This window comes from Bradyrhizobium sp. USDA 4532, from assembly GCF_024171315.1.
Lineage (GTDB): Bacteria > Pseudomonadota > Alphaproteobacteria > Rhizobiales > Xanthobacteraceae > Bradyrhizobium > Bradyrhizobium australafricanum.
On sequence record NZ_JALJZN010000001.1, the window covers coordinates 1860243 to 1884041 of the forward strand.

At 65.1% G+C, this 23799-nt stretch carries 32 protein-coding genes and 1 pseudogene; 17 read left to right on the forward strand and 16 right to left on the reverse strand.

All coding sequences use genetic code 11. The annotated features are described in order from the left end of the window. Positions 1-100 precede the first annotated feature (100 nt). The 4 genes from J2R76_RS09005 to J2R76_RS09020 all read left to right on the forward strand — a co-directional run bounded on the left by J2R76_RS09005 (position 101) and on the right by J2R76_RS09020 (position 5262). Complete coding sequence (locus J2R76_RS09005) at positions 101-1192, forward strand: hypothetical protein (RefSeq protein ID WP_076832070.1); 1092 nt, start codon at positions 101-103, stop codon at positions 1190-1192. A gap of 145 nt (positions 1193-1337) precedes the next feature. Next, positions 1338-4112, forward strand: coding sequence for a xanthine dehydrogenase family protein molybdopterin-binding subunit (locus tag J2R76_RS09010; protein ID WP_076832216.1), 2775 nt, complete (start codon positions 1338-1340; stop codon positions 4110-4112). Beyond that, a complete protein-coding gene (locus J2R76_RS09015; protein WP_028332318.1) occupies positions 4109-4633 on the forward strand; it encodes a (2Fe-2S)-binding protein in 525 nt (174 codons plus the stop codon). Before J2R76_RS09010 ends, J2R76_RS09015 begins: the two co-directional genes overlap by 4 nt. 11 nt (positions 4634-4644) lie before the next feature. After that, positions 4645-5262, forward strand: coding sequence for a hypothetical protein (locus J2R76_RS09020; protein ID WP_057019930.1), 618 nt, complete (start codon positions 4645-4647; stop codon positions 5260-5262). A gap of 16 nt (positions 5263-5278) precedes the next feature. Here J2R76_RS09020 and J2R76_RS09025 read toward each other — a convergent pair whose 3' ends face one another. The 5 genes from J2R76_RS09025 to J2R76_RS09045 all read right to left on the reverse strand — a co-directional run bounded on the left by J2R76_RS09025 (position 5279) and on the right by J2R76_RS09045 (position 8960). After that, complete coding sequence (locus J2R76_RS09025; RefSeq protein WP_092086355.1) at positions 5279-5428, reverse strand: hypothetical protein; 150 nt, start codon at positions 5426-5428, stop codon at positions 5279-5281. A gap of 63 nt (positions 5429-5491) precedes the next feature. Continuing rightward, on the reverse strand, positions 5492-6313 hold the full coding sequence (locus tag J2R76_RS09030; protein ID WP_076832067.1) for a tetratricopeptide repeat protein: 822 nt from the start codon (positions 6311-6313) through the stop codon (positions 5492-5494). Between the two features lie 32 nt (positions 6314-6345). After that, the gene (locus J2R76_RS09035) at positions 6346-7032 is read right to left on the reverse strand and encodes a substrate-binding domain-containing protein (protein ID WP_076832064.1); all 687 of its coding nucleotides are present in this window, start codon (positions 7030-7032) and stop codon (positions 6346-6348) included. A 5-nt stretch (positions 7033-7037) separates the two neighbouring features. Continuing rightward, positions 7038-7742, reverse strand: a complete 705-nt coding sequence (locus tag J2R76_RS09040) for a hypothetical protein (RefSeq protein WP_057020062.1) — start codon at positions 7740-7742, stop codon at positions 7038-7040. 183 nt (positions 7743-7925) lie between these two features. Continuing rightward, positions 7926-8960, reverse strand: coding sequence for a glutamine synthetase beta-grasp domain-containing protein (locus tag J2R76_RS09045; RefSeq protein ID WP_024581543.1), 1035 nt, complete (start codon positions 8958-8960; stop codon positions 7926-7928). 539 nt (positions 8961-9499) lie between these two features. On the opposite strand from J2R76_RS09045, the gene J2R76_RS09050 reads away from it, so the two are divergent. Continuing rightward, positions 9500-9712 (forward strand): DUF2735 domain-containing protein, encoded by a 213-nt coding sequence (locus tag J2R76_RS09050; RefSeq protein WP_050386610.1) that lies wholly within the window; start codon positions 9500-9502, stop codon positions 9710-9712. A gap of 90 nt (positions 9713-9802) precedes the next feature. Here J2R76_RS09050 and J2R76_RS09055 read toward each other — a convergent pair whose 3' ends face one another. Beyond that, positions 9803-10114 carry an MliC family protein gene (locus J2R76_RS09055; protein ID WP_057019926.1) on the reverse strand — a complete coding sequence of 104 codons (312 nt, stop codon included), beginning with the start codon at positions 10112-10114 and terminating at the stop codon, positions 9803-9805. Positions 10115-10199: 85 nt separating this feature from the next. Here J2R76_RS09055 and J2R76_RS09060 point away from each other — a divergent pair, with 85 nt between their 5' ends. Further along, positions 10200-10943 (forward strand): tyrosine-protein phosphatase, encoded by a 744-nt coding sequence (locus tag J2R76_RS09060; protein ID WP_076832061.1) that lies wholly within the window; start codon positions 10200-10202, stop codon positions 10941-10943. A gap of 72 nt (positions 10944-11015) precedes the next feature. Here the strand turns inward: J2R76_RS09060 and J2R76_RS09065 are convergent, their stop codons facing one another. Continuing rightward, entirely contained in the window at positions 11016-11222 is a 207-nt protein-coding gene (locus tag J2R76_RS09065; protein WP_035634033.1) for a hypothetical protein, read from the reverse strand. Positions 11223-11356: 134 nt separating this feature from the next. Then, positions 11357-12046, reverse strand: coding sequence for a hypothetical protein (locus J2R76_RS09070; RefSeq protein WP_076832214.1), 690 nt, complete (start codon positions 12044-12046; stop codon positions 11357-11359). A 125-nt stretch (positions 12047-12171) separates the two neighbouring features. On the opposite strand from J2R76_RS09070, the gene fabG reads away from it, so the two are divergent. The 3 genes and pseudogenes from fabG (at position 12172) to J2R76_RS09085 (ending at position 13361) form a co-directional block, all read left to right on the forward strand. Continuing rightward, the gene (fabG, locus tag J2R76_RS09075; protein ID WP_057020061.1) at positions 12172-12852 is read left to right on the forward strand and encodes a 3-oxoacyl-ACP reductase FabG; all 681 of its coding nucleotides are present in this window, start codon (positions 12172-12174) and stop codon (positions 12850-12852) included. Between the two features lie 49 nt (positions 12853-12901). After that, complete coding sequence (locus J2R76_RS09080) at positions 12902-13111, forward strand: hypothetical protein (RefSeq protein ID WP_371852171.1); 210 nt, start codon at positions 12902-12904, stop codon at positions 13109-13111. Between the two features lie 53 nt (positions 13112-13164). Next, positions 13165-13361, forward strand: a pseudogene (locus J2R76_RS09085) (hypothetical protein). A 28-nt stretch (positions 13362-13389) separates the two neighbouring features. Here J2R76_RS09085 and J2R76_RS09090 read toward each other — a convergent pair. Next, positions 13390-13734: a hypothetical protein gene (locus tag J2R76_RS09090; protein WP_076832058.1), complete on the reverse strand. Its 345-nt coding sequence runs from the start codon at positions 13732-13734 to the stop codon at positions 13390-13392. Positions 13735-13869: 135 nt separating this feature from the next. Here J2R76_RS09090 and J2R76_RS09095 point away from each other — a divergent pair, with 135 nt between their 5' ends. From J2R76_RS09095 to J2R76_RS09105, 3 genes are all read left to right on the forward strand, one after another. Further along, positions 13870-14553 carry a DUF2161 domain-containing phosphodiesterase gene (locus J2R76_RS09095; protein WP_057020059.1) on the forward strand — a complete coding sequence of 228 codons (684 nt, stop codon included), beginning with the start codon at positions 13870-13872 and terminating at the stop codon, positions 14551-14553. Positions 14554-14660: 107 nt separating this feature from the next. Further along, complete coding sequence (locus tag J2R76_RS09100; protein ID WP_076832055.1) at positions 14661-14960, forward strand: putative quinol monooxygenase; 300 nt, start codon at positions 14661-14663, stop codon at positions 14958-14960. An 89-nt stretch (positions 14961-15049) separates the two neighbouring features. Continuing rightward, positions 15050-15358 (forward strand): hypothetical protein, encoded by a 309-nt coding sequence (locus J2R76_RS09105; protein ID WP_016843036.1) that lies wholly within the window; start codon positions 15050-15052, stop codon positions 15356-15358. 136 nt (positions 15359-15494) lie between these two features. Here the strand turns inward: J2R76_RS09105 and J2R76_RS09110 are convergent, their stop codons facing one another. Beyond that, positions 15495-16118, reverse strand: a complete 624-nt coding sequence (locus J2R76_RS09110; RefSeq protein WP_076832051.1) for a GNAT family N-acetyltransferase — start codon at positions 16116-16118, stop codon at positions 15495-15497. A 140-nt stretch (positions 16119-16258) separates the two neighbouring features. Continuing rightward, a complete protein-coding gene (locus J2R76_RS09115) occupies positions 16259-16657 on the reverse strand; it encodes a PaaI family thioesterase (RefSeq protein ID WP_057019919.1) in 399 nt (132 codons plus the stop codon). Between the two features lie 149 nt (positions 16658-16806). On the opposite strand from J2R76_RS09115, the gene J2R76_RS09120 reads away from it, so the two are divergent. Beyond that, positions 16807-17592 (forward strand): cobalamin-binding protein, encoded by a 786-nt coding sequence (locus tag J2R76_RS09120; protein WP_076832048.1) that lies wholly within the window; start codon positions 16807-16809, stop codon positions 17590-17592. Positions 17593-17784: 192 nt separating this feature from the next. Here J2R76_RS09120 and J2R76_RS09125 read toward each other — a convergent pair whose 3' ends face one another. Continuing rightward, positions 17785-19062 carry an ArgE/DapE family deacylase gene (locus J2R76_RS09125; RefSeq protein ID WP_076832045.1) on the reverse strand — a complete coding sequence of 426 codons (1278 nt, stop codon included), beginning with the start codon at positions 19060-19062 and terminating at the stop codon, positions 17785-17787. A gap of 54 nt (positions 19063-19116) precedes the next feature. Beyond that, entirely contained in the window at positions 19117-19809 is a 693-nt protein-coding gene (locus J2R76_RS09130; protein ID WP_371852173.1) for a pyridoxamine 5'-phosphate oxidase family protein, read from the reverse strand. Between the two features lie 105 nt (positions 19810-19914). Here J2R76_RS09130 and J2R76_RS09135 point away from each other — a divergent pair, with 105 nt between their 5' ends. From J2R76_RS09135 to J2R76_RS09145, 3 genes are read left to right on the forward strand one after another with little or no spacing between them, the layout of a single operon-like run. Continuing rightward, positions 19915-21429, forward strand: a complete 1515-nt coding sequence (locus tag J2R76_RS09135) for a PLP-dependent aminotransferase family protein (protein WP_076832042.1) — start codon at positions 19915-19917, stop codon at positions 21427-21429. Positions 21430-21475: 46 nt separating this feature from the next. Beyond that, positions 21476-21625 (forward strand): hypothetical protein, encoded by a 150-nt coding sequence (locus J2R76_RS09140; RefSeq protein ID WP_167350431.1) that lies wholly within the window; start codon positions 21476-21478, stop codon positions 21623-21625. A gap of 11 nt (positions 21626-21636) precedes the next feature. Then, positions 21637-21882, forward strand: a complete 246-nt coding sequence (locus J2R76_RS09145; RefSeq protein ID WP_057020057.1) for a DUF6719 family protein — start codon at positions 21637-21639, stop codon at positions 21880-21882. A gap of 51 nt (positions 21883-21933) precedes the next feature. On the opposite strand, the gene J2R76_RS09150 is transcribed toward J2R76_RS09145, so the two are convergent. Both J2R76_RS09150 and J2R76_RS09155 read right to left on the reverse strand, forming a co-directional pair. After that, positions 21934-22341, reverse strand: coding sequence for a hypothetical protein (locus J2R76_RS09150; protein ID WP_057019915.1), 408 nt, complete (start codon positions 22339-22341; stop codon positions 21934-21936). A gap of 39 nt (positions 22342-22380) precedes the next feature. After that, positions 22381-22758, reverse strand: a complete 378-nt coding sequence (locus J2R76_RS09155) for a hypothetical protein (RefSeq protein WP_143271143.1) — start codon at positions 22756-22758, stop codon at positions 22381-22383. Between the two features lie 212 nt (positions 22759-22970). Between J2R76_RS09155 and J2R76_RS09160 the strand changes: the two genes are divergently transcribed. After that, entirely contained in the window at positions 22971-23195 is a 225-nt protein-coding gene (locus J2R76_RS09160) for a hypothetical protein (protein ID WP_076832039.1), read from the forward strand. Positions 23196-23238: 43 nt separating this feature from the next. Here the strand turns inward: J2R76_RS09160 and J2R76_RS09165 are convergent, their stop codons facing one another. After that, positions 23239-23796, reverse strand: a complete 558-nt coding sequence (locus tag J2R76_RS09165; protein ID WP_028332339.1) for a CreA family protein — start codon at positions 23794-23796, stop codon at positions 23239-23241. Positions 23797-23799: the final 3 nt, after the last annotated feature.

The window sequence follows — 23799 nt, forward strand, 5'->3', positions numbered from 1 at the left end:
CTGATCTCCCAGTTCATTGTGTCCAAGCATTTGCGCATCCCGCCAATGGTCGCGCGGCCGCACCCGGCCTCGACACAGGCGAGGCTTCGAGGAGCATCACATGATCAATCGCTTTGGCCTGGCCGCCGCGCTGGCGCTGCTGCTCGGCGGCGACGGCACAGCCCTGGCCCAGTCACTTCCCGACTATATGGGGCCGATCTCCGGTAAGACCTCATCAACGCCGGCCGACGTCGCGACCAAGGACGTGCTCGCGCTCAACACCGGCATGTTCGAGCTCTACGGCGATGCGGCGCGGATCTTCCAGAAGAACATCCTCGACAAACACCCGGTGATCCTCGGCCTGTTCTCCGGCGCCGGCGGCCGCCTGATCCTGTACCGGCCGGGCAAGCCGCCGACCGAGGCGCCGCAGGTGCCGATCGTCTATCAGCTGCTCAAATCGGTCGGCCACAGCACGATGGCGCTGGCCGAGGTGGTCGGCCCCTATGTCAACAATCCCGACGACAAGGCATGGCGCGGGTCGATGCAGGCCTATCGCAGCCGGATGCAGTCGGCGCTCGACGGGCTCGATGCCACGCCGATGCAGGCGGACTGGCGCGACAACAACCGTGCCATCCTCAAGAACAACATCGCCTTCATGGATGAATGCCTCACCGCCGGCGCGATCCCCTTCGCGACGCTCGAGGCGTTCGGCAAGAAGCAGGCGCCGCTGCTCGCCAAGAACGTCGCCTGGGCTGCGCAGACCCAGGTTGCGCACTGGATGACGGTCATGGCCGACTGGAAGTCGCAACTCGGCACCGACTGGGAGAAGACCTACGGCGCGAGCAACACGATCTATGTGGCGCGGCAGAACAACGTGATCTTCAGCGTGCTGGCGCAGTTCTTCGGGCCTGACGCCATCAACAGCCGCCTGATGCTGATCGAGACGATCTCCTTCACCACCACGCCGTCGGACATGCTAGAGTCGCTGATCCGGATCATCGCGGACCGCTCGGTCGGCGCGCTGTTCTTCGGCAGCTATCACCTGATGGACTATGAGCTGATGGGGGGCGACGCGCGCGAGGCGATCATTGCCGAGACCAAGAAGCGCGGCATGACCGCCTTCCTGCCGCCGCTGGTGCCGTTCGGTTCCAAGCAGTGGCCGACGCTGATCACGCCGGGTCCGGGACCGGCCACCATCGCCGACCTGAAGTGAGCCCAAAGCTACGAGGGAGGCAGCTACGACCTATTGCGGCGTTGCGGTTGCGCTCGCTTTGCCGCAATACTTTCGCGTGTATTGCACCAATTGTTAAACCCCGGCGCGATATGCCGTCGTCGAGGTGTCGATGAAAGATCAGACCATGCGGCCTTCGCGACGCGATTTCGTGAAGTGGTTGTCGGCAGGCGGCATCTCGGTCAGCCTGTCGCATCTGGCGCTGGCGAAGGAACCGGCTTTCGCGACCCGCGAGACGCTGCCCGGCCGCGGCCATTTCAACCCGGCGGAAAAGGGCGCCGGCCGTGTCGACGGCGTCGCCAAGGTCACCGGCGCAAAACTCTACGCGTCCGACTTCCGCGCCGCCGACATGCCGGGCTGGCCCGCGACCACCGCGCACGCCATCCTGGTCCGCGCCGATGACGCGACGCATGTCTATGCCGGCATGGACCTCGCCCGTCTCGATGGTCCGGCAAAGCCGTCGGTTATCGTAACCGCTGCCGATCTCGACCGGATCGGCACGCGGGTCCCGGAGTTCTACACCGGCGACCTGTTCTGCCCGGTCGGCAAGACGCCGCTCTATCTCGGACAACCGGTCGCGCTGTTGATCTTCGAGCAGTTCGACGCCTTCGACCGCGCCCGCCTCGCGCTGCGCGACGGCGGCTTCGTCAAATTCGGCGACGAGACCGGGCCGGTCATCCTGCCGAACTACGGCGCGTATCGCTTCACGCGCGTGGCGGGCGCCTCGCCTGACGCGCCCGACGTCTATTCGCCGATCCAAGCCGGTTGGGTTTCGCCGAGCCGCATCCAGAACGCGGCGCTGCCGGTCTGGCTGCCGCTCGCCAAGGAGACCAAGGCCGACTACGCCAAGGCCGCAACCCATGGCGAAGCGATCCGCGCCCAACTCGCCAAGGACGATCCGACACAGCTCGTGCTCGACCGCGAGTTCGAGACCCAGTCGGTCGATCCGATGTTCCTGGAACCGGAGAGCGGGCTCGCCTGGTACAGCGACAACAGCGGCAATCTCGAACTGGTGCTCGGCGTGCAGTCGCCCTATGAGGCGACCGAGTCGATCGCCTTCATGCTCGGCAAGGCTCGTCCGCCGTTGCGGCCCTCGCACATCAACGCGCAGTTCGCCCATGTCGGCGGCGGCTTCGGCGGCCGCGACCATACCCCGTTCGTGCTTTACGTGGCGCTGGCGGCGATGTTCTTCCCGGGCCGGCCGGTGCGGCTGGCGCAGGACCGCTACCAGCAATTCCAGGGCGGCATCAAACGCCACCCGATCAAGATGCGCTCGCGGATCGGCATCGATCGCGCCAGCGGCAGGATCACGGCATTTGCCGCCGATCATGTGCTCGACGGCGGCGGGCTCGCCAACTTCTCGGCCAATGTCGCGGTCGTTGCCGCGACCGCCGCGATCGGCATCTACGACATCCCGAAAGTCGACGTCACCACCGTGGCGCTGCACTCGCGCGGCGTCACCGCAGGCTCGATGCGCGGCTACGGCACGCTGCAGACCATGACCGCGCTCGAAGTCCTGATCGACGAGGCGGCGAGCGAGCTCAAGGTCGATCCGATCGCATTCCGGCGCAACAATGCGCTGAAGCAGAACGGCCGGACCATGACCGGCAATCCCTACATCGTGTCGGTGCGCACGCCAGACATCCTCGACAAGCTCGAGAAGCATCCGATCTGGCAACAGCGCGCTGGCTTCAAGCAGAAGGCGCCGGAGGGACGCCTGGTCGGCACCGGCGTCGCCTGCGTCACCAAGGATTACGGCTCGGGCGCGGATTGCTCGCTCGGCCGGGTCGAGATCGACCCCGAGGGACGGATCGCGATCCACTGCGACCACGTCGAGATGGGCAACGGCGTCGGCACCGCGCTCGCCAACCGGGTCGCGAGCCATCTCGGCGCCGTCGCCGACGAGGTCGCGGTCTCCCGGGTCGACAGCTACGACGCGCTCGGGCTCGTCACCTCGGGCGATCCCTACACGATGGATCAGAAGACCCAGGATCTCGCCGAGAAGAACCCGCGCTGGGTGCCGGCGATCAGTTCGGCAACCAGCGCGTCGATCGGCGCCCATGTCGGCACGCACTCGTCGGCCGAGGCGGCCCGCGTCATCTTCCGCTTCGGCCTGTGGCCGGCGGCGCTCGAGCTCTGGCACATCGCCAAGGCCGATCCCCGCACCCGCCAATGGGACAAGGCGCACTGGAAGGATGGCCAGCTGGTGCTCGACGATCTCGCGCCGCTACCCTTGCCAAAGCTTGCCGCGACCGCGCATGCGCGCGGCTTCGTCACCGGCGCCATCGCGCACAGCTTCTCGCGCTGGGCCTGGTCGCGCGCCCGCTTCCCGCTGTTCGGCGAGCAGTACCGCGCCGAGATCGACGCGCTCGCTATTCGTCGCGGCCGGAGCCAGTTCGAGCGGATCGACCGAACAAGCGTGAAATTTCCACCGACCGACAACAACCGGATCGGCACCGCCTACACCTCGATGTGCGGCACGCTGGTCCGCGTCGAGATCGAGCGCGCGACCGGCAGCTTGCGCATCGCCAAGGCCTACAGCGTGTTCGAATGCGGCCAGGCGCTGGTGCCTGAAGTGGTGCTCGGCCAGTCGCATGGCGGGTTCGCGATGGGCGTCGGCTACGCCTTGCTGGAAACCCTGCCGCCGTTCGAGGGCGGGCCCGGCAACGGGCAGTGGAATCTCGGCCAGTACCTGATCGCGCGCGGCTCCGACCTGCCGCTGCACGATCTCGAGATCGAGATGCTGCCGCCGCTGACGCCGGACGAGCCGCCGAAGGGCATGGCCGAGGTGGTGATGATCCCGATCGTGCCGGCGCTGCTCAACGCCATCAACGACGCGACCGGCCACCGCTTCCGCTCACTGCCGGTGACAACGAGCCTGCTCAAGGGAGCGCTGGCGTGACGACGCTCAACCTCACCATCAACGGCCAGAAGCACGGTCCGATCGAGGTCCGAGACGACCTCTCGATGAACGATTTCCTTCGGGAAATGCTCGGGATGACCGGCACCAAGTTCGGCTGCGGCGCCGCGCAATGCCTGAGCTGTGCCGTTATCATCGATAATCCCGACGGCACGAGCTACACCACCCCGACCTGCGTGGTGCCGGCGGCCAATTTCGACGGCAAGGCGATCCGCACCGTCGAGGGCCACGCCAGGGACGGCGAACTCTCGGCGTTGCAGCGCGCCTTCATCGACCACTTCGCGTTCCAGTGCGGCTATTGCACCGCCGGTTTCCTCAACGAAGGCCAGGTGCTGCTCGAACGGCTGGCGAAGACGCCGGTGGCGCGGGACCAGCTCGAGAGCGTGATTGCGGATGCGCTCGACGGCCATCTGTGCCGCTGCACCGGCTACATCAAGTATCATCAGGCGGTGCGCGACGTGATCCTCGCCGATTCCAAACGCTATCTGACCGCCAGCAAGTGAGTGCGCGAGCAATGCCATCGGAAACGCGGTTTCGGATCGTTGCGGTGCTGACGGCGCTCGCGACCAGCCTGTGCGCGGGCTACGCGGCGTCGGAAAGCGCGAGCCACGCCCTCGCCTCGCCGGAAAGCTTTGCCGGCATCGAGAATGTCGAGCAGCGCTCGGCGGCGATCTTCACCGAGCTCGGCAAGGTGTTGACGCATCCGCGCTGCACGAACTGCCATCCTGCCGGCGACAGCCCGCGGCAGGGCGACATCAGCCGCATGCATCAGCCACCGGTGACACGCGGTGCCGACGGCCACGGCAAGGACGCCATGCGCTGCTCGATCTGTCACCAGCACGCCAATTTCGACCCCGGTCGGGTGCCGGGACACCCGGAATGGCACCTTGCGCCGCGCGAGATGGCATGGGCCGGCAAGACCGTCGGCGAGATTTGCGCGCAAATCCGCGACCCCGAGCGCAATGGCGGCCGCAAGGTCGAGGAGCTGGTCGAGCATATCGGCAAGGACACGCTGGTGGGCTGGGCCTGGCATCCCGGCTTCGGCCGCGCACCGGCACCGGGCACGCAGGCGCAGGCCGGCGCGCTGGTCGAGGCCTGGGTGAAGACCGGCGCGGCCTGCCCAGTGCCTTAAGTCGCGCAACTCCGAACTAGTGGCGCTTGAAATACTGCACGTCGCGCTCGTGCTTCTCCGCCGCCGCGCGCGACTTGAAGGTGCCGAGATTGCGGCGCTTGCCGGTCTTCGGATTGACCTTGCGGGAATAGAGCCGGTACTCGCCGGAACTTAGTTTGCGGATCATCGCAACGCCTCGCCAATGCCTTTCGCATGTCAACGACATGCCGCGGAGAGCGTTCCAGTTCGGTTAGAAGCAGAGATTGGTCACGGCATTGCCGCGCTTGTCCTTGATGACATAGGGACAGCGGGCCCGCTCCAGCGCCTTCTTGGCATCCTCGTCGCCGAGCGCCGCCGCCCGCTCGTAATAAGCTTTCGCGGCATCGCTGTCCTTCGGCCCGCCGCGACCGGCCTGCGCGAAGGCGCCCATCCGCTCCAGCGCGCCCGGATGGTTCTGCGCAGCGGCCTTCTCGAACAGCGCCCGCGCGCCGACATCGTCCTGCGCGCCGCCCTGGCCTTCGGCCAGCATCATGCCGAGCTGGTACTGCGCTTCGGCATTGGTCTCGGCGGATTTGGCGAGCAATTCGCGCGCGCGTGCCGGATCAGCTGCCGCGCCGCCGCCGCCGAGCGCGGCGAGATTGCTGACGCCGCGCGCGTTGCCGGCCTGCGCCGCGCGCTCGAACAATTTGCGGGCCTGCGCCTCGTCTTTGGCAACGCCGGTGCCGTTGCCGTAGAGCACGCCGAGCTCGACCATCGCCGAGGTCGAGCCCTTGTCGGCGGCCTTGCGCCAAGCGCTTGCGGCTTCCGCCGTCTGCCGGTTGGCGGCATAGGCCCGGCCGAGCTGGTACATCGCGCGGCGCGACGATCTTGCGGCCACCGCGCAGTACTTGATCGCGGTCGCGATGTCGGCCGACGCGATGTCGGGCACGCCCTTCACGTCGGCCGGCTTGTCGGGATCGGTGGGATCGGCGGCAAGCCGGTCGCACAGCACGAGGTCGGCCGATTGCGCATGGGCAAGCACGGGCGCGGCCAGCGCCACAGCGAAGACAATCGCGTGAAGTGGTTTGAACATGACCAGCAGGTTGCGTCGCGGTGCGGGCGAATTCAAGGCTCGAGCCCGGTCTCGCGCAGCACTGGCGCGACGTCAGCCGACGACAGATAGCGCAGCAGGTGATCGGCGGCCGCCGCGCGCTGCGACGCTGCCATGCGGCCGGCGGAGAACACCGCCGGGGTCTGCAAATCCAGCGGAATCGGCCCGACGACCTCGATGCCCTCGATCTGCTTCAACTCACTGATCTGCTGGATCGCGAGGTCGGCCTCGCCGCTGACGAGCTTCTCCGCGGTGAAGCCGCTCGGAATGATCACCGCCCGCGCGTTGATCGCCTCCACAATGCCGAGACGCTCGATCAGCTGCGCGAACAGGATGCCGCTGGCGCCGAGCCGCGAATAGGCCACCGCCCGCGCACCGAGCAGCGCCGCACGCAGCGCGGCTTCAGTCGCGATGTCGGGATGAGCCGCCCCCGCCTTCACCGCGACGCCGACATAGGAGCGCGCGAGATCAACGGCACTTTCCCGCGCAACGCGGCCCTCGCCGATCATCTCGTCGAGGCCCTGGCGGGTCAGGATCACGAGATCGGAGCCCTCGCCGCCGCGCAGGCGTTCGAGTAGTGCCAGCGTCGGGGCGAAATCGGCGTCGATCGCAACGCCGCTCGCCGCCTGATAGGCAGCGGCGAGCCGCGCGACCGCGCCCTTCAGCGCCAGTGTCGAAAGAACGCGAACCGAATTGCCCATATGGCCTATGCCCGCCGCATCAGCTTGAGCGCGGCCGTGAGGCGCAGGCTGCGCTTGCCGGCAAGCGCGGTCGCCTCCAGCACGGCGCCCTCGGCGTCGCAGGTGCCGGCAAAGCCGATGCCGACCTCGTGGCCGCCAAAGATCGGGTTCTCGCCCATCGCCGAAGTGTGCTCCTGATTGAGGATCTGGCCCTTCCAGCGGCCTTTCTCGGAGGTGTAGGTGCCGAGATAGTAGAAGAAAGCGTCGCCGCCAAGGATGCGGCCGTTGTTCAGCAGCATCACGCCGGTGAGGCCGCCGTCGACCCCGTCGAGCACGCGGATGTGGATCGAATAGAGCCCGTTGATGACGCCGCCCTCGCCGACTCCGCCGGCGAGCGGGATGTCCCCCTCGGTGATCGGCGTCATCACCGACTGGAACGGCACGCCGGGCAACTCCTTCAGCTCGCCCTTGAAGCGGTAGAGGTCGCCGTCCGGCCGGCCTTTGGCAATCAGCGTGGCGTCATCGGTACCGGCCATCGCGCGGTAGTTCGGATCGGGGTTATGGCGGACGGTCTGGATCTCGACTGCGACCTCGTCGCCGGCTTTCTCGTAGGTGCCGATATGGGCGAACGCCGAATTGCCGCCCAGCATCTTGCCATCGCCGACATACATCACGCCGCGGCCGACGGCGCCGCCGAGTTCGAACCGGACCTTGTAAAACCCCTCAAACAAGCGCCGCATCCCCGGCAGCCAAGATGCACCCGTTATCTAGCGCGGTTCATAACGCAGCGAAACCGGTTTCGGCGGAACGCCGCCTGCAAAGGGTATCGCTAAATAGCGAAGGTCCGCCAAGGCTGTCGCCCTGGCGGACCCGATTTGCGGTACCGGATGGCTCCATCCGGGTCCGATAGCAGCTTAGGCCGCAGCCTTGGCGCCGGTCGGCACCTCGGAGATCGTCTTCAGGATCTGCGAAGCGATCTGGTAGGGGTCGCCTTGCGAGTTCGGGCGACGGTCTTCCAGATAGCCCTTGTAGCCGTTGTTGACGAAGGAGTGCGGAACGCGGATCGAGGCACCACGGTCAGCCACGCCGTAGCTGAACTTGTTCCAGGGCGCGGTCTCGTGCTTGCCGGTCAGGCGCTTGTCGTTGTCCGGGCCGTAGACGGCGATGTGATCCATCAGGTTCTTGTCGAAGGCCTTCATCAGGCTCTCGAAGTACTCCTTGCCGCCGACTTCGCGCATGTACTTGGTCGAGAAGTTGGCGTGCATGCCCGAGCCGTTCCAGTCGGTGTCGCCGAGCGGCTTGCAATGGAATTCGATATCGATGCCGTAGCTCTCGGTGAGGCGCAGCATCAGGTAGCGGGCCATCCACATCTGGTCAGCGGCGGTCTTGGAGCCCTTGCCGAAGATCTGGAATTCCCACTGGCCCTTCGCCACTTCGGCGTTGATGCCTTCGTGGTTGATGCCGGCGGCGAGGCAGAGATTGAGATGCTCTTCGACGATCTTGCGGGCGACGCTGCCGACGTTCTTGTAGCCGACGCCGGTGTAGTACGGGCCCTGCGGCGCCGGATAACCCTCTTCCGGAAAGCCGAGCGGACGGCCGTCCTTGTAGAAGAAGTATTCCTGCTCGAAGCCGAACCAGGCGCCTTCGTCATCCAGAACGGTGGCGCGCTTGTTCGAGACATGCGGCGTCTTGCCGTCGGGCATCATGACTTCGCACATCACCAGCACGCCGTTCTCGCGCGCGGCGTCGGGATAGCAGGCGACCGGCTTCAGCACGCAGTCAGAGCTGTGGCCTTCAGCCTGCTGGGTGGACGAACCGTCAAAGCCCCACAGCGGAAGCTGTTCGAGGGTCGGGAACGACGCGAATTCCTTGATCTGCGTCTTACCGCGCAGGCTCGGCGTCGGCGTATATCCGTCGAGCCAGATATACTCGAGCTTGTACTTGGTCATTGAACCTCTCTGTTGATGATGCAAAACCGTGAGGAACCGAAAGCCAGTCGGCCGCCGCACGCGTACCCGGCCACCATCGGCCGGCTCTTACTAAGCAATTAAAATGCCAGTCGCTGCACTGCGGTGCCCGCCCGGCCGCGGATGTCCACAGCGGAGATCGCATTTTTTTCTGCGACATAGCAGCGCGGCTGGCATGCGCCGCGGTCAGTCAAAATCTTCTCCCAGCGCCCTCCGCCGCCCGTTTCTGCAGCAAATTCGGCTACGGCATCGCCTGCCGCTTAATGCGGCGGCAGCGCCATGTGACAGTTCGTGTCCAACGATCGGGTGCCCCGCAACCATCGTCGCGGCTCAAGCGTTGGTCAGCTACATCCTGCCTCACAGGAAGCAAACCCGAATCTGCCCACGAATTAGCCAAACAATGACTATTTCTTGTTCACTTGCACCCCGCCCAGCCCGGGCCGATATCGAAAACACGGTAACCACACGCGAATGAGTCGGGCGCACCATGGAGGCTCGCTCCGGCCAAAGGAGACTTTGACATGATCACCACGGGCCAAAACCAAGGACCGATCCAGGGATCGGCAACAATCTATCAATTCCCGGCAGGGGGCCGCGCGGCTCTCGGCGGACGCCGCTACGGCGAGGCGCGGACCGCGCTCGAACTCGCCGCTGAAGTCGAGACCTCGGCCTGCAGCGAGAGCTGGTACCATCAGGCGGCCATCGACGACGCCAAGCCGGGCCGCGATCACTGATGCCGATGCGATCGAGGGGCGCGACGCAAAAACGTCAGACAGCAGCAGAACAATAACAAGGGTCGGAACGCGAGCGTTTCGGCCCTTTTTTCATGCCAGCTCGCAGGCCGTCGCCGGCCGCCTTGCATGCCGGAGCCTGGCAAGCCCGGCCCGGCTGATCTCGAGCGTGACCCCGCCGCCCTTGTAGCGCGTGCCCGTCAGCGACAGGCGCTTCTTCAGCGTCACCGCCTTGCCGTCGAGTTGCAGATGCGCGCGCGTATCCCCGTTGAAGAACCCGGCAATGAATTGCGTGCCGTCGGCGCAGCGATAATTCCGAAAGGCGGACTGCGCCGACACGTTCGAGGAACCAAAGAGCTCGAAAAGAATTGCGCCGATGACAATGGCGCCCCCGCGATAAGTCATATTCTCCCCCCAACGGGCCGGTTATAGACCTGTCTGCGCCGCTATTCCTGCGCCAAGACCTCATCAGCTGCAACAGGCCCGCCCGATGTCCGAAGCCCCTGCCCGTCATCTCAATCTCGCCGGCGCCAGCAATTTTCGCGACCTCGGCGGCTACCAGACGCGCGACGGGCGGACGGTGCGCTGGCGCCAGATCTTCCGCTCCAACCATCTTGCGCATCTTACCGAGCAGGACGTCGCCGTGGTGCGCTCGCTCGGGGTCAGAAGCGCGTTCGATTTTCGCGGCGTCGCCGAGCGCGCCGAGGCGCTATGCGGCATGAGCGACGTCACCGTGCATTCGCTTCCCGTCGAGCCGACCGTGGTGGCTTCGCTGCGCGAGATCGCCAGCAACCGTCAGCTCTCGGAAGCCGATGCGATCGACGTGATGCGGGACTCCTACCGGGGCTATGTGCAGGACAACACCGCGCGCTACCGCACGCTGTTTGCCCATCTATTGGAAGACCGCGCGCCGCTGGTGATCCACTGCACCGCCGGCAAGGATCGCACCGGCTTTGCCTGCGCGCTGATCCTGCACGCACTCGGCGTATCCGATCAGGTGATCGCGGACGACTATCTCCTGACCAACCGGTTCTACAAACGCGACCCGGCCCACAGCACCGAGCTGCCTGACGACGTCAAGCAGGTGCTCGGCACCGTGCGCGCGGCATTTCTGGAGGCTGCATTCGAGGCGATCGATGCCGACTATGGCAGCCTCGACGGTTATTTCCGCGAAGGCCTCGGGCTCGGCCAGGCCGAGCGCAAGGCGCTTGAAGGCCGCTATCTGCAGGCCTGATCAGTTCGCCCGACTTTTCGAGCGACGTGCACACCGGTTCGCGTGAAGAAAACCCGGCTGAACCAAAAAAGCTCAGGCCGCTGCGGCCTCGAGCTCGAGTTCCGCATCGAGGTCGGCAATCACATCCTCGAACGCCGAGATCGCCTGCTGGATCGCGGCGATCTGCATCAATTCCCAGCTGCCCACTGGTCCCTTGCGGTTTTGCAGCGCCACCACGAGATCGCGCCGCTGCTCCTTAAGCTGAACCAGCGGTAAACCGTGATCCGGAAGATTTCCCATTCGCATAACCCCTACCTTGGCTGGAGTTCCGCTTCTAAGGAAAGGGTTCTGCAAACGACTTACAGAACTGCTGCAAATTTTACCCAACAGGCCCTACCCCGTAGTCTTACGTAGTCGGGCCGACGTCGTTGGGCTTACGTGATCGCCTCCGGCTTCAAGGCGTCGTCGATCGCGCCGAACAGCGACTGGGTTACGCAATTGGTCGCCCATTCGCTGGTATGAAGCTGCCCGCCATCGTCGAGCTCGGCGAGTGGAATCCCGTCATCGGTCCAGCGCTTCATCAGCGCGAAGCGGCTGAACAGATTCACCTTCTTGCTTGCGGTCACTTCGGCGATCATCGGCATGATCACGTTGGCGAGATTGAGCGCAGCTTCCGTGCCGACGATCGCCTGCGTGTACTGGGAATCCATCACGACCACGTCAAGCGGAAGCGCAGCGAGCACGTCGAGCCCGGCCTCCAGCGCCGCACGCACCTCGGCCGGATTGTAGCTCTTGTAGACGGCGTTGGTGCCGACCTGCCAGATCACCAGCACCGACGCCTCAGCCGTCACGTCGGACTCGATGCGCGAATACTCCTCCGGCGCCTCCTGCCCGCCGATCCCGCGATTGATCACGTCGATCATCCGGCCGAAGAAGCGTTGCCGCAGCAGCATCTCGAGCCGCGGCGGGAACGGCAGGATGTTGTCAGCGCCCGCGGTCGAGGACGATCCGAGCGCCACCAGCTTGATCTTGCGCTGATGCCGGAGCGCATCCGCGAAGTGCGGCAGCTTATGTCCGAACCTGACGAGATCGGGATGGGTTTCGCACGGTCTGGGTGTCGGCATCGCAAACATCCTTGAGGTGAATGAATTGATGAATGCGCGCAGTAGGCGGCGAAATTGGCGGCATTGCAAATGAATTCCGCCTGATCATAGTGGGCATTCGTTTGCTCGCGAATGCGGAGACCGCCATGCACGGAAAAGCCATCGTCATCACGGGCGCCCTTGGCGCGCTTGGCAAAGTGGTCGCCACAGAGGCGCTGGCGCGCGGCGCGCGCGTCGCCGGCATCGATCATGCCGCGTCAACGCTTGCGGCGACGGCCGACCATATGGAGCTGGGCGGTGTCGACCTCACCGACACGGCGCAGGCGACCGCCGCGATCGACAAGGCGGCCGCGCATTTCGGCCGGCTCGACGGGCTGATCAACATCGCCGGCGGCTTTACCTTCGAGGCGGTCGGCGACGGCGACCCGGCGACCTGGCAGCGCATGTATGCGATGAACGTGATGACGGCGCTCAACACCTCGCGCGCCGCTATCCCGCATCTCACCAAATCGGGCGCCGGACGGATCATCAATATCGGCGCACTCGGCGCCTTGCAGGCGGCCTCCGGCATGGGTCCCTATGCCGCCTCGAAGGCCGGCGTGCACCGCCTTACCGAGTCGCTCGCTGCGGAACTGAAGGGCAAGGTCACGGTCAACGCGGTGTTGCCCTCGATCATCGACACCGCCGCCAATCGCGCTGCGATGCCGCAGGCCGACATCTCCAAATGGGTGACGCCGAAAGAGCTCGCCCAGGTGATCCTGTTCCTCGCCAGCGATGCCGCGAGCGCCGTCACCGGCGCGCTGCTGCCGGTGAACGGGCGGGTTTAGATGCGCTCCCTCTCCCGGATGCCTTTCGGGTCGATCTGGCCGATGCCATATGCTCGTGATGACTACTGCAGAAGACATCGAAAAGGCCGTCGAACGGCTGCCTCCTCGTGAGCTGGCCCGCTTTCGCGCCTGGTTTGAAACGTTCGATGCCGAGCGTTTCGATGCAGCGATCGAACGGGACGCAAAGGCCGGGAAACTCGACGCCTTGGCGGACGAGGCCTTGGCAGCTTATCGCGCCGGACAGTCGCGCGACTTGTGAAACACTCGGCCTCCCCCAAATTTTGGACTGCCTACGAATAACTACCCGTTCCAATCCGTGAGCTCGCCGACGCGAACTTTGCGCTGTTGAAGCGCAATTCACGTCATCCATCTCTACAATTCAAGAAGATCGGGCGATTTTGGTCCGTTCGGGCTGGCTTGCGCTATCGCGCGCTTGCCGTCGAAACAAACGAGGATACCTCTGGTTCTGGATCGGCTCGCACGCAGAATATGATCGCCTGATCAGCTGAGGCCGCGAGCGCGACTAGCATCGGCAGTTCAGTCCGCAACCAGCAGCCGCAGCTTCGACCGGAAGCGGATGCTCTGCTTGCCGGCGAGCGGCATGCCGTCACCTTCGGCTGTCTGGTCGGTGTAGGTGCCGGTAAATCCGATCGTGACCACCTTGCGTTCCCACACCGGGCGCTCGCCATAGGTCGGCGAATGCTCCTCGTTGGTGACCTCGCCCTTCCACTTGCCATCGGCTGCGGTGTAGCTGCCGTAGGCAAAGAAAAACGAGTCGCCGCCGCGCATCTGTCCGTCGCGCAGCACCATGACGCCATGGTTGCTGCCAGAGACGCCGTCGAGAAATTCGACGGTGATGTGATCGAGCCCGTTCCGGATCATGAGCTGCGCCTGGTCCCGGTTCCGACAATAGCCGCTCGGCCGTGTCTTGGGCAAATTCCAATCGCATCGGCGGGCGCAATTCCGCGCTATGCTGGCGCACCGAGTCGCGGCCGATGCCGCAGGAGCCCCTGCCTGTTGGAAACCGCGCTTTATCTGCCCGTCAAACGCTTCCTGGAAAAGCTCGGCTTCACGGTGAAGGGCGAGATCGGCGGCTGCGACCTCGTGGCGCTGAGCGGCGATGATCCACCGGTCGTCGTGGTCGGTGAACTCAAGCTCGCCTTCAATCTCGAACTGATCCTGCAGGCGGTCGATCGCGCCGGCGCCGCTGACGAGGTGTGGATCGCGGCCAAGGTGTCGGCCCGCGGCAAGGGCCGCGAGAGCGACGCGCGCTATCGTAATCTGTGCCGGCGGCTCGGCTTCGGCATGCTCGGTGTCACCGACCGCGGCGACGTCGAGGTGCTGGTGCCGCCGCCGACCGCGGCGCCCCGCCGCAATCCGAAGAAACGTTCACGGCTGATCACCGAGCACCAGAAGCGCAAGGGCGATCCCGCAATGGGCGGATCGACGCGGGCGCCGATCATGACCGCCTACCGGCAGCAGGCGCTGGCCTGCGCCTGTGCGCTTTCGGATGGGCCGCGGCGGGTGCGCGACCTCCGCGCGGATATTCCCGACGCCGGCAAGATCCTGCTGCATAATGTCTATGGCTGGTTCGATCGCGCCGAGCGCGGCATCTATGTGCTGACCGATGCCGGTCGCGCCGCGCTGAAGCGCTGGCCGCAGCAACAGATGAGTGCATCCGGGGCAGAAGCCATCCCGTAGAGCATGATCCGGAAAAGTGCGAAGCGGTTTTCCGAAAAGATCATGCTCAAACAAGAACCTAAAGTGCGATGATGACTTGGCTTCATCGCGCATTGGAGGGGGAAATCATGATCGTCGTCACCGGCAGCGTCACCGCCCGCCCCGACTCGTTCGACGAGGTGCGGCGGCTGAGCCTTGAACATGTTCATCGCTCGCGCACCGAGCCCGGCTGTATCTCCCACGCGGTCCATGTCGACTGCGAGAATTCGCTCAGACTGGTGTTCTTCGAGCAATGGGCCGACCGCGCCGCGCTGGCGGCGCATTTCGCGGTCCCTGCGTCACGCGATTTCGTCCGCTCGCTGCAATCTCTCGCGGCCGCGGCGACCACCATCGAACTTTATGACGCTCACAAGATTGAGAGACTCTAGCTGCATGGCTGGATTGCCATCTCACATTCATATTGCAATGCAACATTGGGGACCTTACGTATCTCTCGCGATTCAATGATGAGGCGGCGATGAGCGGAGACTGGAACACCAAGTATGGCACCCGGCGCGTGCGGCATGATCCGCCGACGCTGGAAGAAGCAATCTTCGCTGCCATCGGCATCACCGATGACGTGGAGGCCCAGGCCGAGATCGCGTCGGCCCTCATGGGGCTGCCCTATGACGACGTGCTCGCCGAGGTGAAGAAGACCGCGCGCGTCAGTGCCCGCACCGGCACGGCAACCCGTGTCATCGCCGGCGAACAGGGCGCGCAGCGCTCCGTGGTAGTCGAGCGCCGCGTGGTCCGCCGCTTTGCGACCGACAAGCGCACCGGCACCTGAGACGCACCATCCAATTGCTGAAAGAAAAAGGGCAATCCATTGAGTGGATTGCCCTTTTTCGTTTGATCTGGGATTCTTGTTGGACGCGTTTCCTTCACGCGAACCGGTATCCACTTCGCTTGGAAACGCTGCGGATTCAGGCCGCCCGGCCCCAGCCGGAGATCTGCATCACCATGCGCCAATACGCGCGGTTCATTTCGACGATCGCGTGCGCAGCCTCGACCGGCGTCACCGCGGCGACAGCCGGCGCCGCTTCGGGCTGCTGCTGCTCGCTCAGGTCGATGCTGCCGGTCGACTCGCCATGATGGAAGGTCAGCTGGGCACCGAACTTGGTGGCGAGCGCCCGCATCGCATCGTTCTGTGCGCCAGTGGTGATGCGCAGGCTGCCGTAGCCCTTGGCGTGCGCCTCGGCGATCAGCTTGCGGAACAGGGTGCTGCCGACGCCCTTCCGCCGCGCCGACCGCTCGACGCTGAAAGCGATCTCGGGCTGGGCATCCGGTGACTGCTCCGGCGGATGCAACTCGGCCGCGCCGCGGACCACGCCGTCCTCGAAATAGGCGATGATGACCGTGCCGTCATTGGCGCAGCGCTCGGCGTAGCGGCGGATGAAACTGTCGTCGATGAAGCCATGAAAACGATCATGACGGCTGGTGCGATCCAGCCGCAGCAGGTGATCGCGCAGCAGCGGAAGCTCTTCCTGCTGGCTCAACGTCCGCACGGTGCCCTTGGCGGCCGTCGAACAAATGGAATCATAGTTCATTTCATAACTCCTCTTGGTAGCCCTCGAGGAGGCGTCGAGTCCCTAGCAACCCCTATATTGTGCAACGCACCATAAAATTCAAGCGCTGAGATTCATTCAATTAAGGCATGTGGTGATTGGTAAATCACATTATCGCCCCATCATAGTACCAGCTGTGTCTGGGTCACCACCGCGACCAGCTTGCCGTCTTCGGTCTCCAGCCTGGTCTGCCACACCTGGGTCCGCCGCCCGCGGTGAACCGGTGTTGCGGTCGCAATCACGGTCGTCCCCTCCTTGGCGCCGCCGATGAAGTTGGTCTTGCTCTCCAGCGTCGTGGTGCCCTTGGCGTCCCCAGGCAGGTTGATCACGGTCGCGGCGGCGCCGACCGAGTCCGCAAGGGCCATCACCGCGCCGCCATGGATCGTGTTGCGGAGGGTGCAGAGGTCCGGCCGCACCACCATTTTCGCGACCACCCGGTCCTGATCGGCCTCGATGAACGTAACGCCCTTCAGTTCCGCAAACGGCATCTTCATCGACTGGATCTTTTCGAGCGGCGTCATGGGCACTCCCTGCTTTGTGGCCTTCTTCGAGGTTGATATCGGGCATGATGGATTGCCAGAGCGGGCCCGGCAATGACGTCTGAGGTAATGGCGCGAATGACGTCATGACATCAGTGACAATGTGCCTCGGAGCCTGCATACCGCCTGCCATGCGCGACTTCCCTCCCCGTCGGATCGTCTGCCTGACCGAAGAGACGGTCGAGACGCTCTATCTGCTCGGCGAGCAGGACCGCATCGTGGGCGTCTCCGGCTACGCGGTGCGGCCACCGCAGGTCCGCCGCGAGAAGCCGCGCGTGTCGGCGTTCATCTCCGCCGACATGCCAAAGATCCTGGCGCTCGACCCCGATCTGGTGCTCGCCTTCTCCGATCTGCAGGCCGACATCGTCGCCGATCTCGTGCGCGCCGGCGTCGCCGTCCACGTCTTCAACCAGCGCGACGTCGCCGGCATCCTCGCGATGATCCGCAGTCTGGGCGCAATGGTCGGTGCCGCCGACCGCGCCGATCGGCTCGCGCAAAACCTCGAACAACGGCTGGCGACGATCGCGGCAACGCCGCGTCCGGCACCGCGGCCAAAGGTCTATTTCGAGGAATGGGACGATCCGCTGATCAGCAGCATCGGCTGGGTGTCCGAACTGACCGAGATCGCCGGCGGCGAGGACGCGCTGCCGCATTTGCGCGTTCACAAGGCGGCCAGGGATCGCATCGTCACGCCTGACGCGGTGCGCGCGGCGATGCCCGACGTGATCCTGGCGTCCTGGTGCGGCAAGAAGGTCGTGCCCGACCGCATCCGCAAGCGTGAGGGCTGGAGCGAAATCCCGGCGGTGCGCAACGACCGCATCGTCGAGATCAAGTCGCCCATCATCCTGCAGCCCGGCCCCGCCGCGCTGACCGATGGGCTCGATGCGATCGTGAAGGCGTTGTGGGCGGAGCGCTGAAACCTCCAGCGTCGTCCCGGCGCAGGCCGGGACCCATACTCCGCGGCTAATGTTGTGATCGGGACTCGTCCTCGCAGCGCTGCACAACAAGCAAGATTTGTGGTTATGGGTCCCGGCCTTCGCCGGGACGACAGCGAATTTGTTGCGCAATCACGCACAACACATGATTGCAATGGCATAGGGAGAACGAAGCTACGCCTTCTCTACGCCGCACCATTCCGCGATGAACAGCGCCATCGCCTTGGTCGCTTTCCGCAGCGACTCCAGTTCGACATATTCGTTGAAGCCGTGCATCGCCGCGCCGGTGGCGCCGAAGCAGAGGCTCGGGATGTTGTGGTTCAAACCGTAGAAGCGCGTGTCGGTCAACGCGGTGAAGGCGCGGTCTTCCACAGCGCCGCCATAGACGACCGAGTGCGCCTTGGCGAAGGCAGCTTCCGGTGCCTCGGAGTTCACCAACTCGTAGCCTTCCGACAGGAAGCCCGACCATTCGACCTGCGGCGGATTGTTGGAGAGGAAGCGATGATCGCGCGCCGCCGCCGACACGCAGGCCAGAATCTCCTTCTGGCACTCGGCGATCGACCAGCCCGGCAAGACCGCGATGCGGCAGTCGACGTCGCACCAGGCCGGCACGCTGGAGGCCCAGTCGCCTCCCTTGATGATGCCCGGATTGAAGTTGATCGGGTGATTGACGCCCTTGAAATGGCGGTCGGCCTTGGCGCGCTCGTTCCAGGCGATCTCGAGCTTCTCCAGCGCATGCACCAGATGATACGCCGCCATGATCGCGTTCGAGCCCGCGCCGGCCTCGAACACATGCACCGGGAAACCGCGCACCTTCAGGCGGAACCAGATCACGCCGACCTGCGAGCGGATCATCTTGCCGTTGGTCGGCTCCGGGATGAAGCAGGCATCGGCGCGATAGCCGCGCTGCAAGGTCGAGAGCGCGCCGACGCCGGTGCTCTCCTCCTCGATCACGGACTGGAAGTGAATCCGCGCCGTCGGCTTCAGGCCGGCCTTCCTGATCGCATCCAGCGCATAGAGCGCGGCGATGGTGCCGGACTTCATGTCGCAGGCGCCGCGGCCATACATCCTGCCGTCCTTGATGACGGGCGAGAACGGCGGCGTCTCCCACATCTCGAGCGGACCGGTCGGCACGACGTCGCAGTGGCCCTGCAGGATCAGCGATTTGCCGGCATTGCTGGCCGGGCGGTAGGTGCCGACCACCGTGCGTGCCTTCGAGAAATCATGCTCGATCGGGCCGAAGCCGCGCAAATCCTTCAGCTCGTCGAGATTGATGTGCCAGTCGTCGACCTCGTAGCCGCGCTCGCGCAGGAGATCGCCGATCATGTCCTGGCACGGCCCCTCGGAGCCGCGGGTCGAGGGGATCGCGACGAAGGCCTGCGTCGTCGCAAGCTGCGCATCGAATCCCTCATCAACAGCGGCAAGGATTCGTTGTTGCGTCTCGGCAGTCATGCTTTGGCTCCATCGGGAAAACAGATCAGGCGGGAGCCGCAGCGTAGCCCGATTTCACTCCGCGGGGTATTGCGCAAAATAGGCGTCCCGCAATGCATCTTCGAGCAGCCGGCCTTCCGAATAGCCATCGAGCGTCTTCGGCCGCGTCACGCCGTCGAGCAGCCGCGGGCACGGCTCGGGCGCGCCGAGCACGGTGCGTACCGGAATGCGCTCGGCATAGATCGGCAACTCGTAATCCTCGTCATCGTCGGCGACGCCCTTGGCGCGAATTTTTGCCGAGGCCTCCTCGATCTCCATCGCGATGAACGAGGTCGCCTTGATCTCCTGCTTGTTGCTGGCACGCAGGCTCGCGGTGCGCTCGGGAAAGAAACGGTCGACCATCGCGACGATCGCGCGTTCCTTCTCTGCGGGGTCGGTGACGAGATAGGCTGACCCGAACGCCATCACCGCGCGATAGTCGGCCGAGTGGTTGAAGCCGCAGCGCGCCAGCACCAGGCTGTCGAGATGGGCGACCGTCAGGCACACGCGTTGCCCTTCGGACTGGTTCTCCAGCATCCGGCTCGCGCTCGAGCCGTGCCAGTAGAGCCTGGTGCCCTCGCGCCAGAAGAAGGTCGGCGTGCAATAGGGCTGGCCGTCGATCACGTAGGAGACGTGGCACAGCATCGAGGCGTCGAGGATCTTGTGCACGGTGGCGTGGTCGTAGAAGCCGCGGTCGTGGCGGCGCTTCACGCGGCTGCGGGACGACATGGGATAGGACGGAGCGGATGCGCCTTCGGTCACGGTGAGCCTTTCGAAATCTGGAATCTGTCCAGAGTTGTAGCGGCTCATTTGGTCTGCGATAGTGCCAATTCCATGCGAAAAATTCCGACCAATTCTCGGGAGCCCGCGGCGCGCAAGGCCGAGCTGCCGCTCGATCTCGCCGGCCCGCACGTCACCCCCGGCGCGGCCTCGCAGCAGCGGCTCTATCAGGCGCTGTGCCACGCGATCGTCGGCGGCCTCGTCAAGCCGGGCGAGCCGCTGCCGCCGTCGCGCGCGCTCGCCAAGCAGACCGGCTTCCGCCGCAACGCGGTCACCACGGCCTATGAGCGGCTGATCGCCGACGGCTTTGCGGTGGCAACAACGGGCGCCGGAACCTTCGTCGCGGCGCGCATTCCGGCGCAGGCCGCCGCGCCGCGCCGTGCAAGGATCGCGATCGAACCGCCGCAGCACAACGCGCTGTCGCTCGGCTGCACCCATATTGACGAGCGCGCGCTGCAGCGCTTCCGCGCCTTTGCCGGCCGCAGGCTGCGCGCGTTCGGCTCCGAGCATCTGCATTACGGCGATCCCCGCGGCAGCAGCGAGCTGCGCGCGGCGATATCGGACCATCTGCTGTCGGCGCGCGGGCTGCGCTGCGACCCCGACCAAATCATGCTGGCGTCCGGCACGCTGCATGCCCTGCGCATCGTGCTCGGGGCGATCCTCAAGCCCGGCGACCAGGTCTGGTGCGAAGACCCCGGCTATCCGGCGGCGCGGCGCGCGATCGAGCATTGCGGCTATCGTCCGGTGTCGGTGCCGGTCGACATGTCGGGCATGCGCATCGACAAGGGGCGCGCGTCCGCGCCGCAAGCGCGCGCTGCCTATGTCACGCCCTCGCACCAGTTTCCGCTCGGCGTGCAGATGTCGATGCCGCGCCGGCTCGAGCTGCTCGACTGGGCACGGGACGCCGGCGCCTTCGTGTTCGAGGACGACTACGACAGCGAGTTCCGCTACGACGGCGCGCCGCTGTTGTCGCTGGCCGGCATCGATCATCTGCGCCGCGTGATCTACATGGGCACGTTCGCGAAGACGCTGTTTCCCGGATTGCGGATCGGCTATTGCGCCCTGCCCGAAGCCTTGATCGGCCCGGTGACGGCGGCGCGCGCCGCGCTCGACCGCTTTCCCGCCACGTTGATGGAAGGCGCGGTCGCCGACATGCTGAACTCCGGCGCCTTTGCGGCCAACTTACGCAAATCGCGCAAACTCTATCGCGAGGCGCGCGACATCCTGGCGTCGACGCTTGTGAGCGCATCCGAAGGCGAGCTCACGGTTCCCGTGCCCTCGCAGGGCCTGCACCTCGTGGCGCGGCTCGATCCCGCGACCGATCCGCTGATTGCCGCGCAGGCAAAGGCTAATGCCGGCGTCGGCGGCTGGCTGCTCGCCGAGACCTATCATCGCGCGCCGCCTCTGCCCGGCTTCGTGCTGGGATTTTCCGGCCATCCGGTTCCGCAACTCGTTGCATCGGCGGAACGATTGGCGAAGACAACGCTCGCCGCGCTGCGCGCGACGCGCAAGGCGTCGGTCAAGCCATCCGCCAAGCCGCAGCGCTCTAGGAGAATCGCAGTCACCTGACTAAGGTCGCCCGCGTTCAGTCAGTGTCCGCTTACGGAGATACCGGATGCCAAATCGCAACGTCCTGTATCTCGTGATCGCCGCGCTGGTCGTGATCGCAGGCATGCTCGGCTACAATCTTTATCAGGCGAACAAGCAGCCCGAAGGCCTTCAGATCAATGTCGGCCCCGACGGGCTCAAGATCCAGAACAAGTGAAGGAGGCTGCGATGCTGCGCTCGGGATTCGTCGCGCTGGTCAGCGTCGCAGCTCTTGGCGCGATGACACAATCCGCCGCAGCAGAGCAGTCCTACATGCGCGAGGGCGACATCGTCGATCTGCGGGTCGGCCAGCGCGTCCTTGTCGATGACGGCTCGTGCCCGGCCGGGCAGATCAAGCAGGTCGTCGGCTCCAGGCTGAGCCAGAACGGCGTGGTGCGGACCAGCAGCTGCGTGCCCCGCCTCGCCAAAAAGTAAAACGCCCCGCTGTCGCGAGGCGCTGCGGTCCTCATTGCTTTGATGCGCGGCTCAGTTCGAGACCGGCTCGAACATGCATTGCAGGGTCGGCTTGGCGATCTTGGTGAAGGTCGGGCCGATCTCACCCTGCTTGGACGGCGGCACCCAATCGGTCTCGATGGTCGGCACGCCGGTCTCGCTGATGCCGCGCAGCAGCGCCTGGCGCAGGTCGGGATCGTCTACCGTCGCGGCGGCGTGGTCGTGCAGGCAGCCGCACACCGCCTCGGGATGCGCCCAGCGGCCGAGCATATGCGGCGCGCATTGCCGCACGAACTCGTCGCGCGGTTCAGGCACGCGGTACAGTGAGCGGATCTGCATCGATTCGAGAGGGAGCTGGGATTGGGCCTGCGCGGCGCCCGCCAAAGGCCCCATCAGGACGAGCGATGCCAACATCGCGGCGGAACAGATACGGAGCAGCATGGGGAGCCTTTACCGGCAGTTCTATTTTTTGCGTCGCGCTCAGTTGGCCTGCGCCAGCACCATCGGGGCCGGGGTGACCACCGGCGAGCCGTTATAGGAGAAGGTGCCGATCCCGGGCAAACCGCTGTCCGGCGAGCCTGCCATTGACGAACCGGCCATCACAAAGGCGAGGGCGAGGATCAGGCTCATGGTTCGCATCTGACAGTCTCCGTTATTCCGCTCGGCATCCGGCGCCGTTGTGTGACGGTCTGATAACGATCTGCCGTTTCCGGAGTTCTGCGGAACAAGCCGAAAATGGTTTCGTCGGAACTCGAATTGTTTCGTCGACCAGCGGTCCACGAAACATTCGGCGGAAAACACCAATGATTTCAGCGGCAGAAGTGTGACTGAAAAGCTGTTGAAAACTTCGCGCGACAATGCCGGACCTCGGCCACTGCCGGAGCGACGGCCAATTATGCGTGCAAACTGAACGAGCTACCGCGCTTTGTTAACTTTCCTCTGCTGAGAGGAGAAGCAGCACAGCAAGGGCGGCGGTGAACCGGGCGGCGGTTTCGTCGACTCATGTCTGCGTGCCGTGCAACCATCTTCGCGGTGGCACGTTGTCGTGATCCCTCCCGATCCAACGAAGGATGTCAGTCGTGGGCAATGGCAACATCGGTGTTGGCAATGAATCCGCGGCGAGCAAATCCGGCCAGCAGCAGATGACGGCCGCGATGCCGCAGCAAGGCGCCTACGTGATGGGCGACAATGAGTGCGCGCCGCAGAAGCTGGTCCGCCTCGTCGGCTGCCGCGACTCGAAGGTCAAACCGGGCCTTGGCATCAGCGCGAAGCAGTTCGGGCAAACCGAGCGCTAGCTCGCCCACCGCCTCAGCCGCCTGGGCCAAGCCCCTGCTCCAGCTATTGAATGAACTCGCCGCACTTCTGCACGGCAGCATCGGCCGCGCCCCACGGCATAATCGGCACCGACGACGTCGAGTTCTTTGGCGAGCCCTCGATCAGGCGGTCCGAATAGACCATGTAGACCAGCACGTTGCGCTTGGCGTCGCAGCCGCGCACGATCTGCATCTTCTTGAAGAACAGCGACCGGCGCTTGCTGAACATGTCATCGCCCTGCCCGAGCTTGGTCTTGAAGCGGATCGGCCCGATCTGCCGGCAAGCCAGCGAGATATCGGAGACTTCCTCGGCAAGGCCAAGCCAGCCCTTGAAGCCGCCCCTCTCCGGCACCGTGAAGTGACAGGCGACGCCCTCGACCTCGGGATCGTCGACGCCATAGGTCGCGAGCTTGTCGTTGGGGCTCACCCATTTGAACACGGTGGAGCGGCGGAAGATCAGGTCCGGCTCGTCGGCCGCGACCGCAGGACCCGCCTGCCCCAAAGCCAGCAACATCAGCAGCACCGCGCATCCCCATCGAGACAACCGTCGCAGGTCACACAAGCTCACAGTTCTCGATGTCATTGA

Coding starts and splice junctions, on each gene's coding strand:
- J2R76_RS09080 (WP_371852171.1), top strand. CDS start 12,902: ATGCTCGTGATGACTACTGCAGAAGACATCGAAAAGGCCGTCGAACGG.
- J2R76_RS09165 (WP_028332339.1), bottom strand. CDS start 23,796: ATGACATCGAGAACTGTGAGCTTGTGTGACCTGCGACGGTTGTCTCGA.
- J2R76_RS09145 (WP_057020057.1), top strand. CDS start 21,637: ATGCTGCGCTCGGGATTCGTCGCGCTGGTCAGCGTCGCAGCTCTTGGC.
- J2R76_RS09090 (WP_076832058.1), bottom strand. CDS start 13,734: ATGATCCGGAACGGGCTCGATCACATCACCGTCGAATTTCTCGACGGC.
- J2R76_RS09055 (WP_057019926.1), bottom strand. CDS start 10,114: ATGACTTATCGCGGGGGCGCCATTGTCATCGGCGCAATTCTTTTCGAG.
- J2R76_RS09025 (WP_092086355.1), bottom strand. CDS start 5,428: ATGATCCGCAAACTAAGTTCCGGCGAGTACCGGCTCTATTCCCGCAAG.
- J2R76_RS09070 (WP_076832214.1), bottom strand. CDS start 12,046: ATGCCGACACCCAGACCGTGCGAAACCCATCCCGATCTCGTCAGGTTC.
- J2R76_RS09030 (WP_076832067.1), bottom strand. CDS start 6,313: ATGTTCAAACCACTTCACGCGATTGTCTTCGCTGTGGCGCTGGCCGCG.
- J2R76_RS09050 (WP_050386610.1), top strand. CDS start 9,500: ATGATCACCACGGGCCAAAACCAAGGACCGATCCAGGGATCGGCAACA.
- J2R76_RS09125 (WP_076832045.1), bottom strand. CDS start 19,062: ATGACTGCCGAGACGCAACAACGAATCCTTGCCGCTGTTGATGAGGGA.
- J2R76_RS09160 (WP_076832039.1), top strand. CDS start 22,971: ATGTCAGTCGTGGGCAATGGCAACATCGGTGTTGGCAATGAATCCGCG.
- J2R76_RS09045 (WP_024581543.1), bottom strand. CDS start 8,960: ATGACCAAGTACAAGCTCGAGTATATCTGGCTCGACGGATATACGCCG.
- J2R76_RS09130 (WP_371852173.1), bottom strand. CDS start 19,809: ATGTCGTCCCGCAGCCGCGTGAAGCGCCGCCACGACCGCGGCTTCTAC.
- J2R76_RS09105 (WP_016843036.1), top strand. CDS start 15,050: ATGAGCGGAGACTGGAACACCAAGTATGGCACCCGGCGCGTGCGGCAT.
- J2R76_RS09010 (WP_076832216.1), top strand. CDS start 1,338: ATGCGGCCTTCGCGACGCGATTTCGTGAAGTGGTTGTCGGCAGGCGGC.
- fabG (WP_057020061.1), top strand. CDS start 12,172: ATGCACGGAAAAGCCATCGTCATCACGGGCGCCCTTGGCGCGCTTGGC.
- J2R76_RS09150 (WP_057019915.1), bottom strand. CDS start 22,341: ATGCTGCTCCGTATCTGTTCCGCCGCGATGTTGGCATCGCTCGTCCTG.
- J2R76_RS09005 (WP_076832070.1), top strand. CDS start 101: ATGATCAATCGCTTTGGCCTGGCCGCCGCGCTGGCGCTGCTGCTCGGC.
- J2R76_RS09060 (WP_076832061.1), top strand. CDS start 10,200: ATGTCCGAAGCCCCTGCCCGTCATCTCAATCTCGCCGGCGCCAGCAAT.
- J2R76_RS09140 (WP_167350431.1), top strand. CDS start 21,476: ATGCCAAATCGCAACGTCCTGTATCTCGTGATCGCCGCGCTGGTCGTG.
- J2R76_RS09100 (WP_076832055.1), top strand. CDS start 14,661: ATGATCGTCGTCACCGGCAGCGTCACCGCCCGCCCCGACTCGTTCGAC.
- J2R76_RS09110 (WP_076832051.1), bottom strand. CDS start 16,118: ATGAACTATGATTCCATTTGTTCGACGGCCGCCAAGGGCACCGTGCGG.
- J2R76_RS09120 (WP_076832048.1), top strand. CDS start 16,807: ATGCGCGACTTCCCTCCCCGTCGGATCGTCTGCCTGACCGAAGAGACG.
- J2R76_RS09115 (WP_057019919.1), bottom strand. CDS start 16,657: ATGACGCCGCTCGAAAAGATCCAGTCGATGAAGATGCCGTTTGCGGAA.
- J2R76_RS09135 (WP_076832042.1), top strand. CDS start 19,915: ATGCGAAAAATTCCGACCAATTCTCGGGAGCCCGCGGCGCGCAAGGCC.
- J2R76_RS09035 (WP_076832064.1), bottom strand. CDS start 7,032: ATGGGCAATTCGGTTCGCGTTCTTTCGACACTGGCGCTGAAGGGCGCG.
- J2R76_RS09020 (WP_057019930.1), top strand. CDS start 4,645: ATGCCATCGGAAACGCGGTTTCGGATCGTTGCGGTGCTGACGGCGCTC.
- J2R76_RS09065 (WP_035634033.1), bottom strand. CDS start 11,222: ATGGGAAATCTTCCGGATCACGGTTTACCGCTGGTTCAGCTTAAGGAG.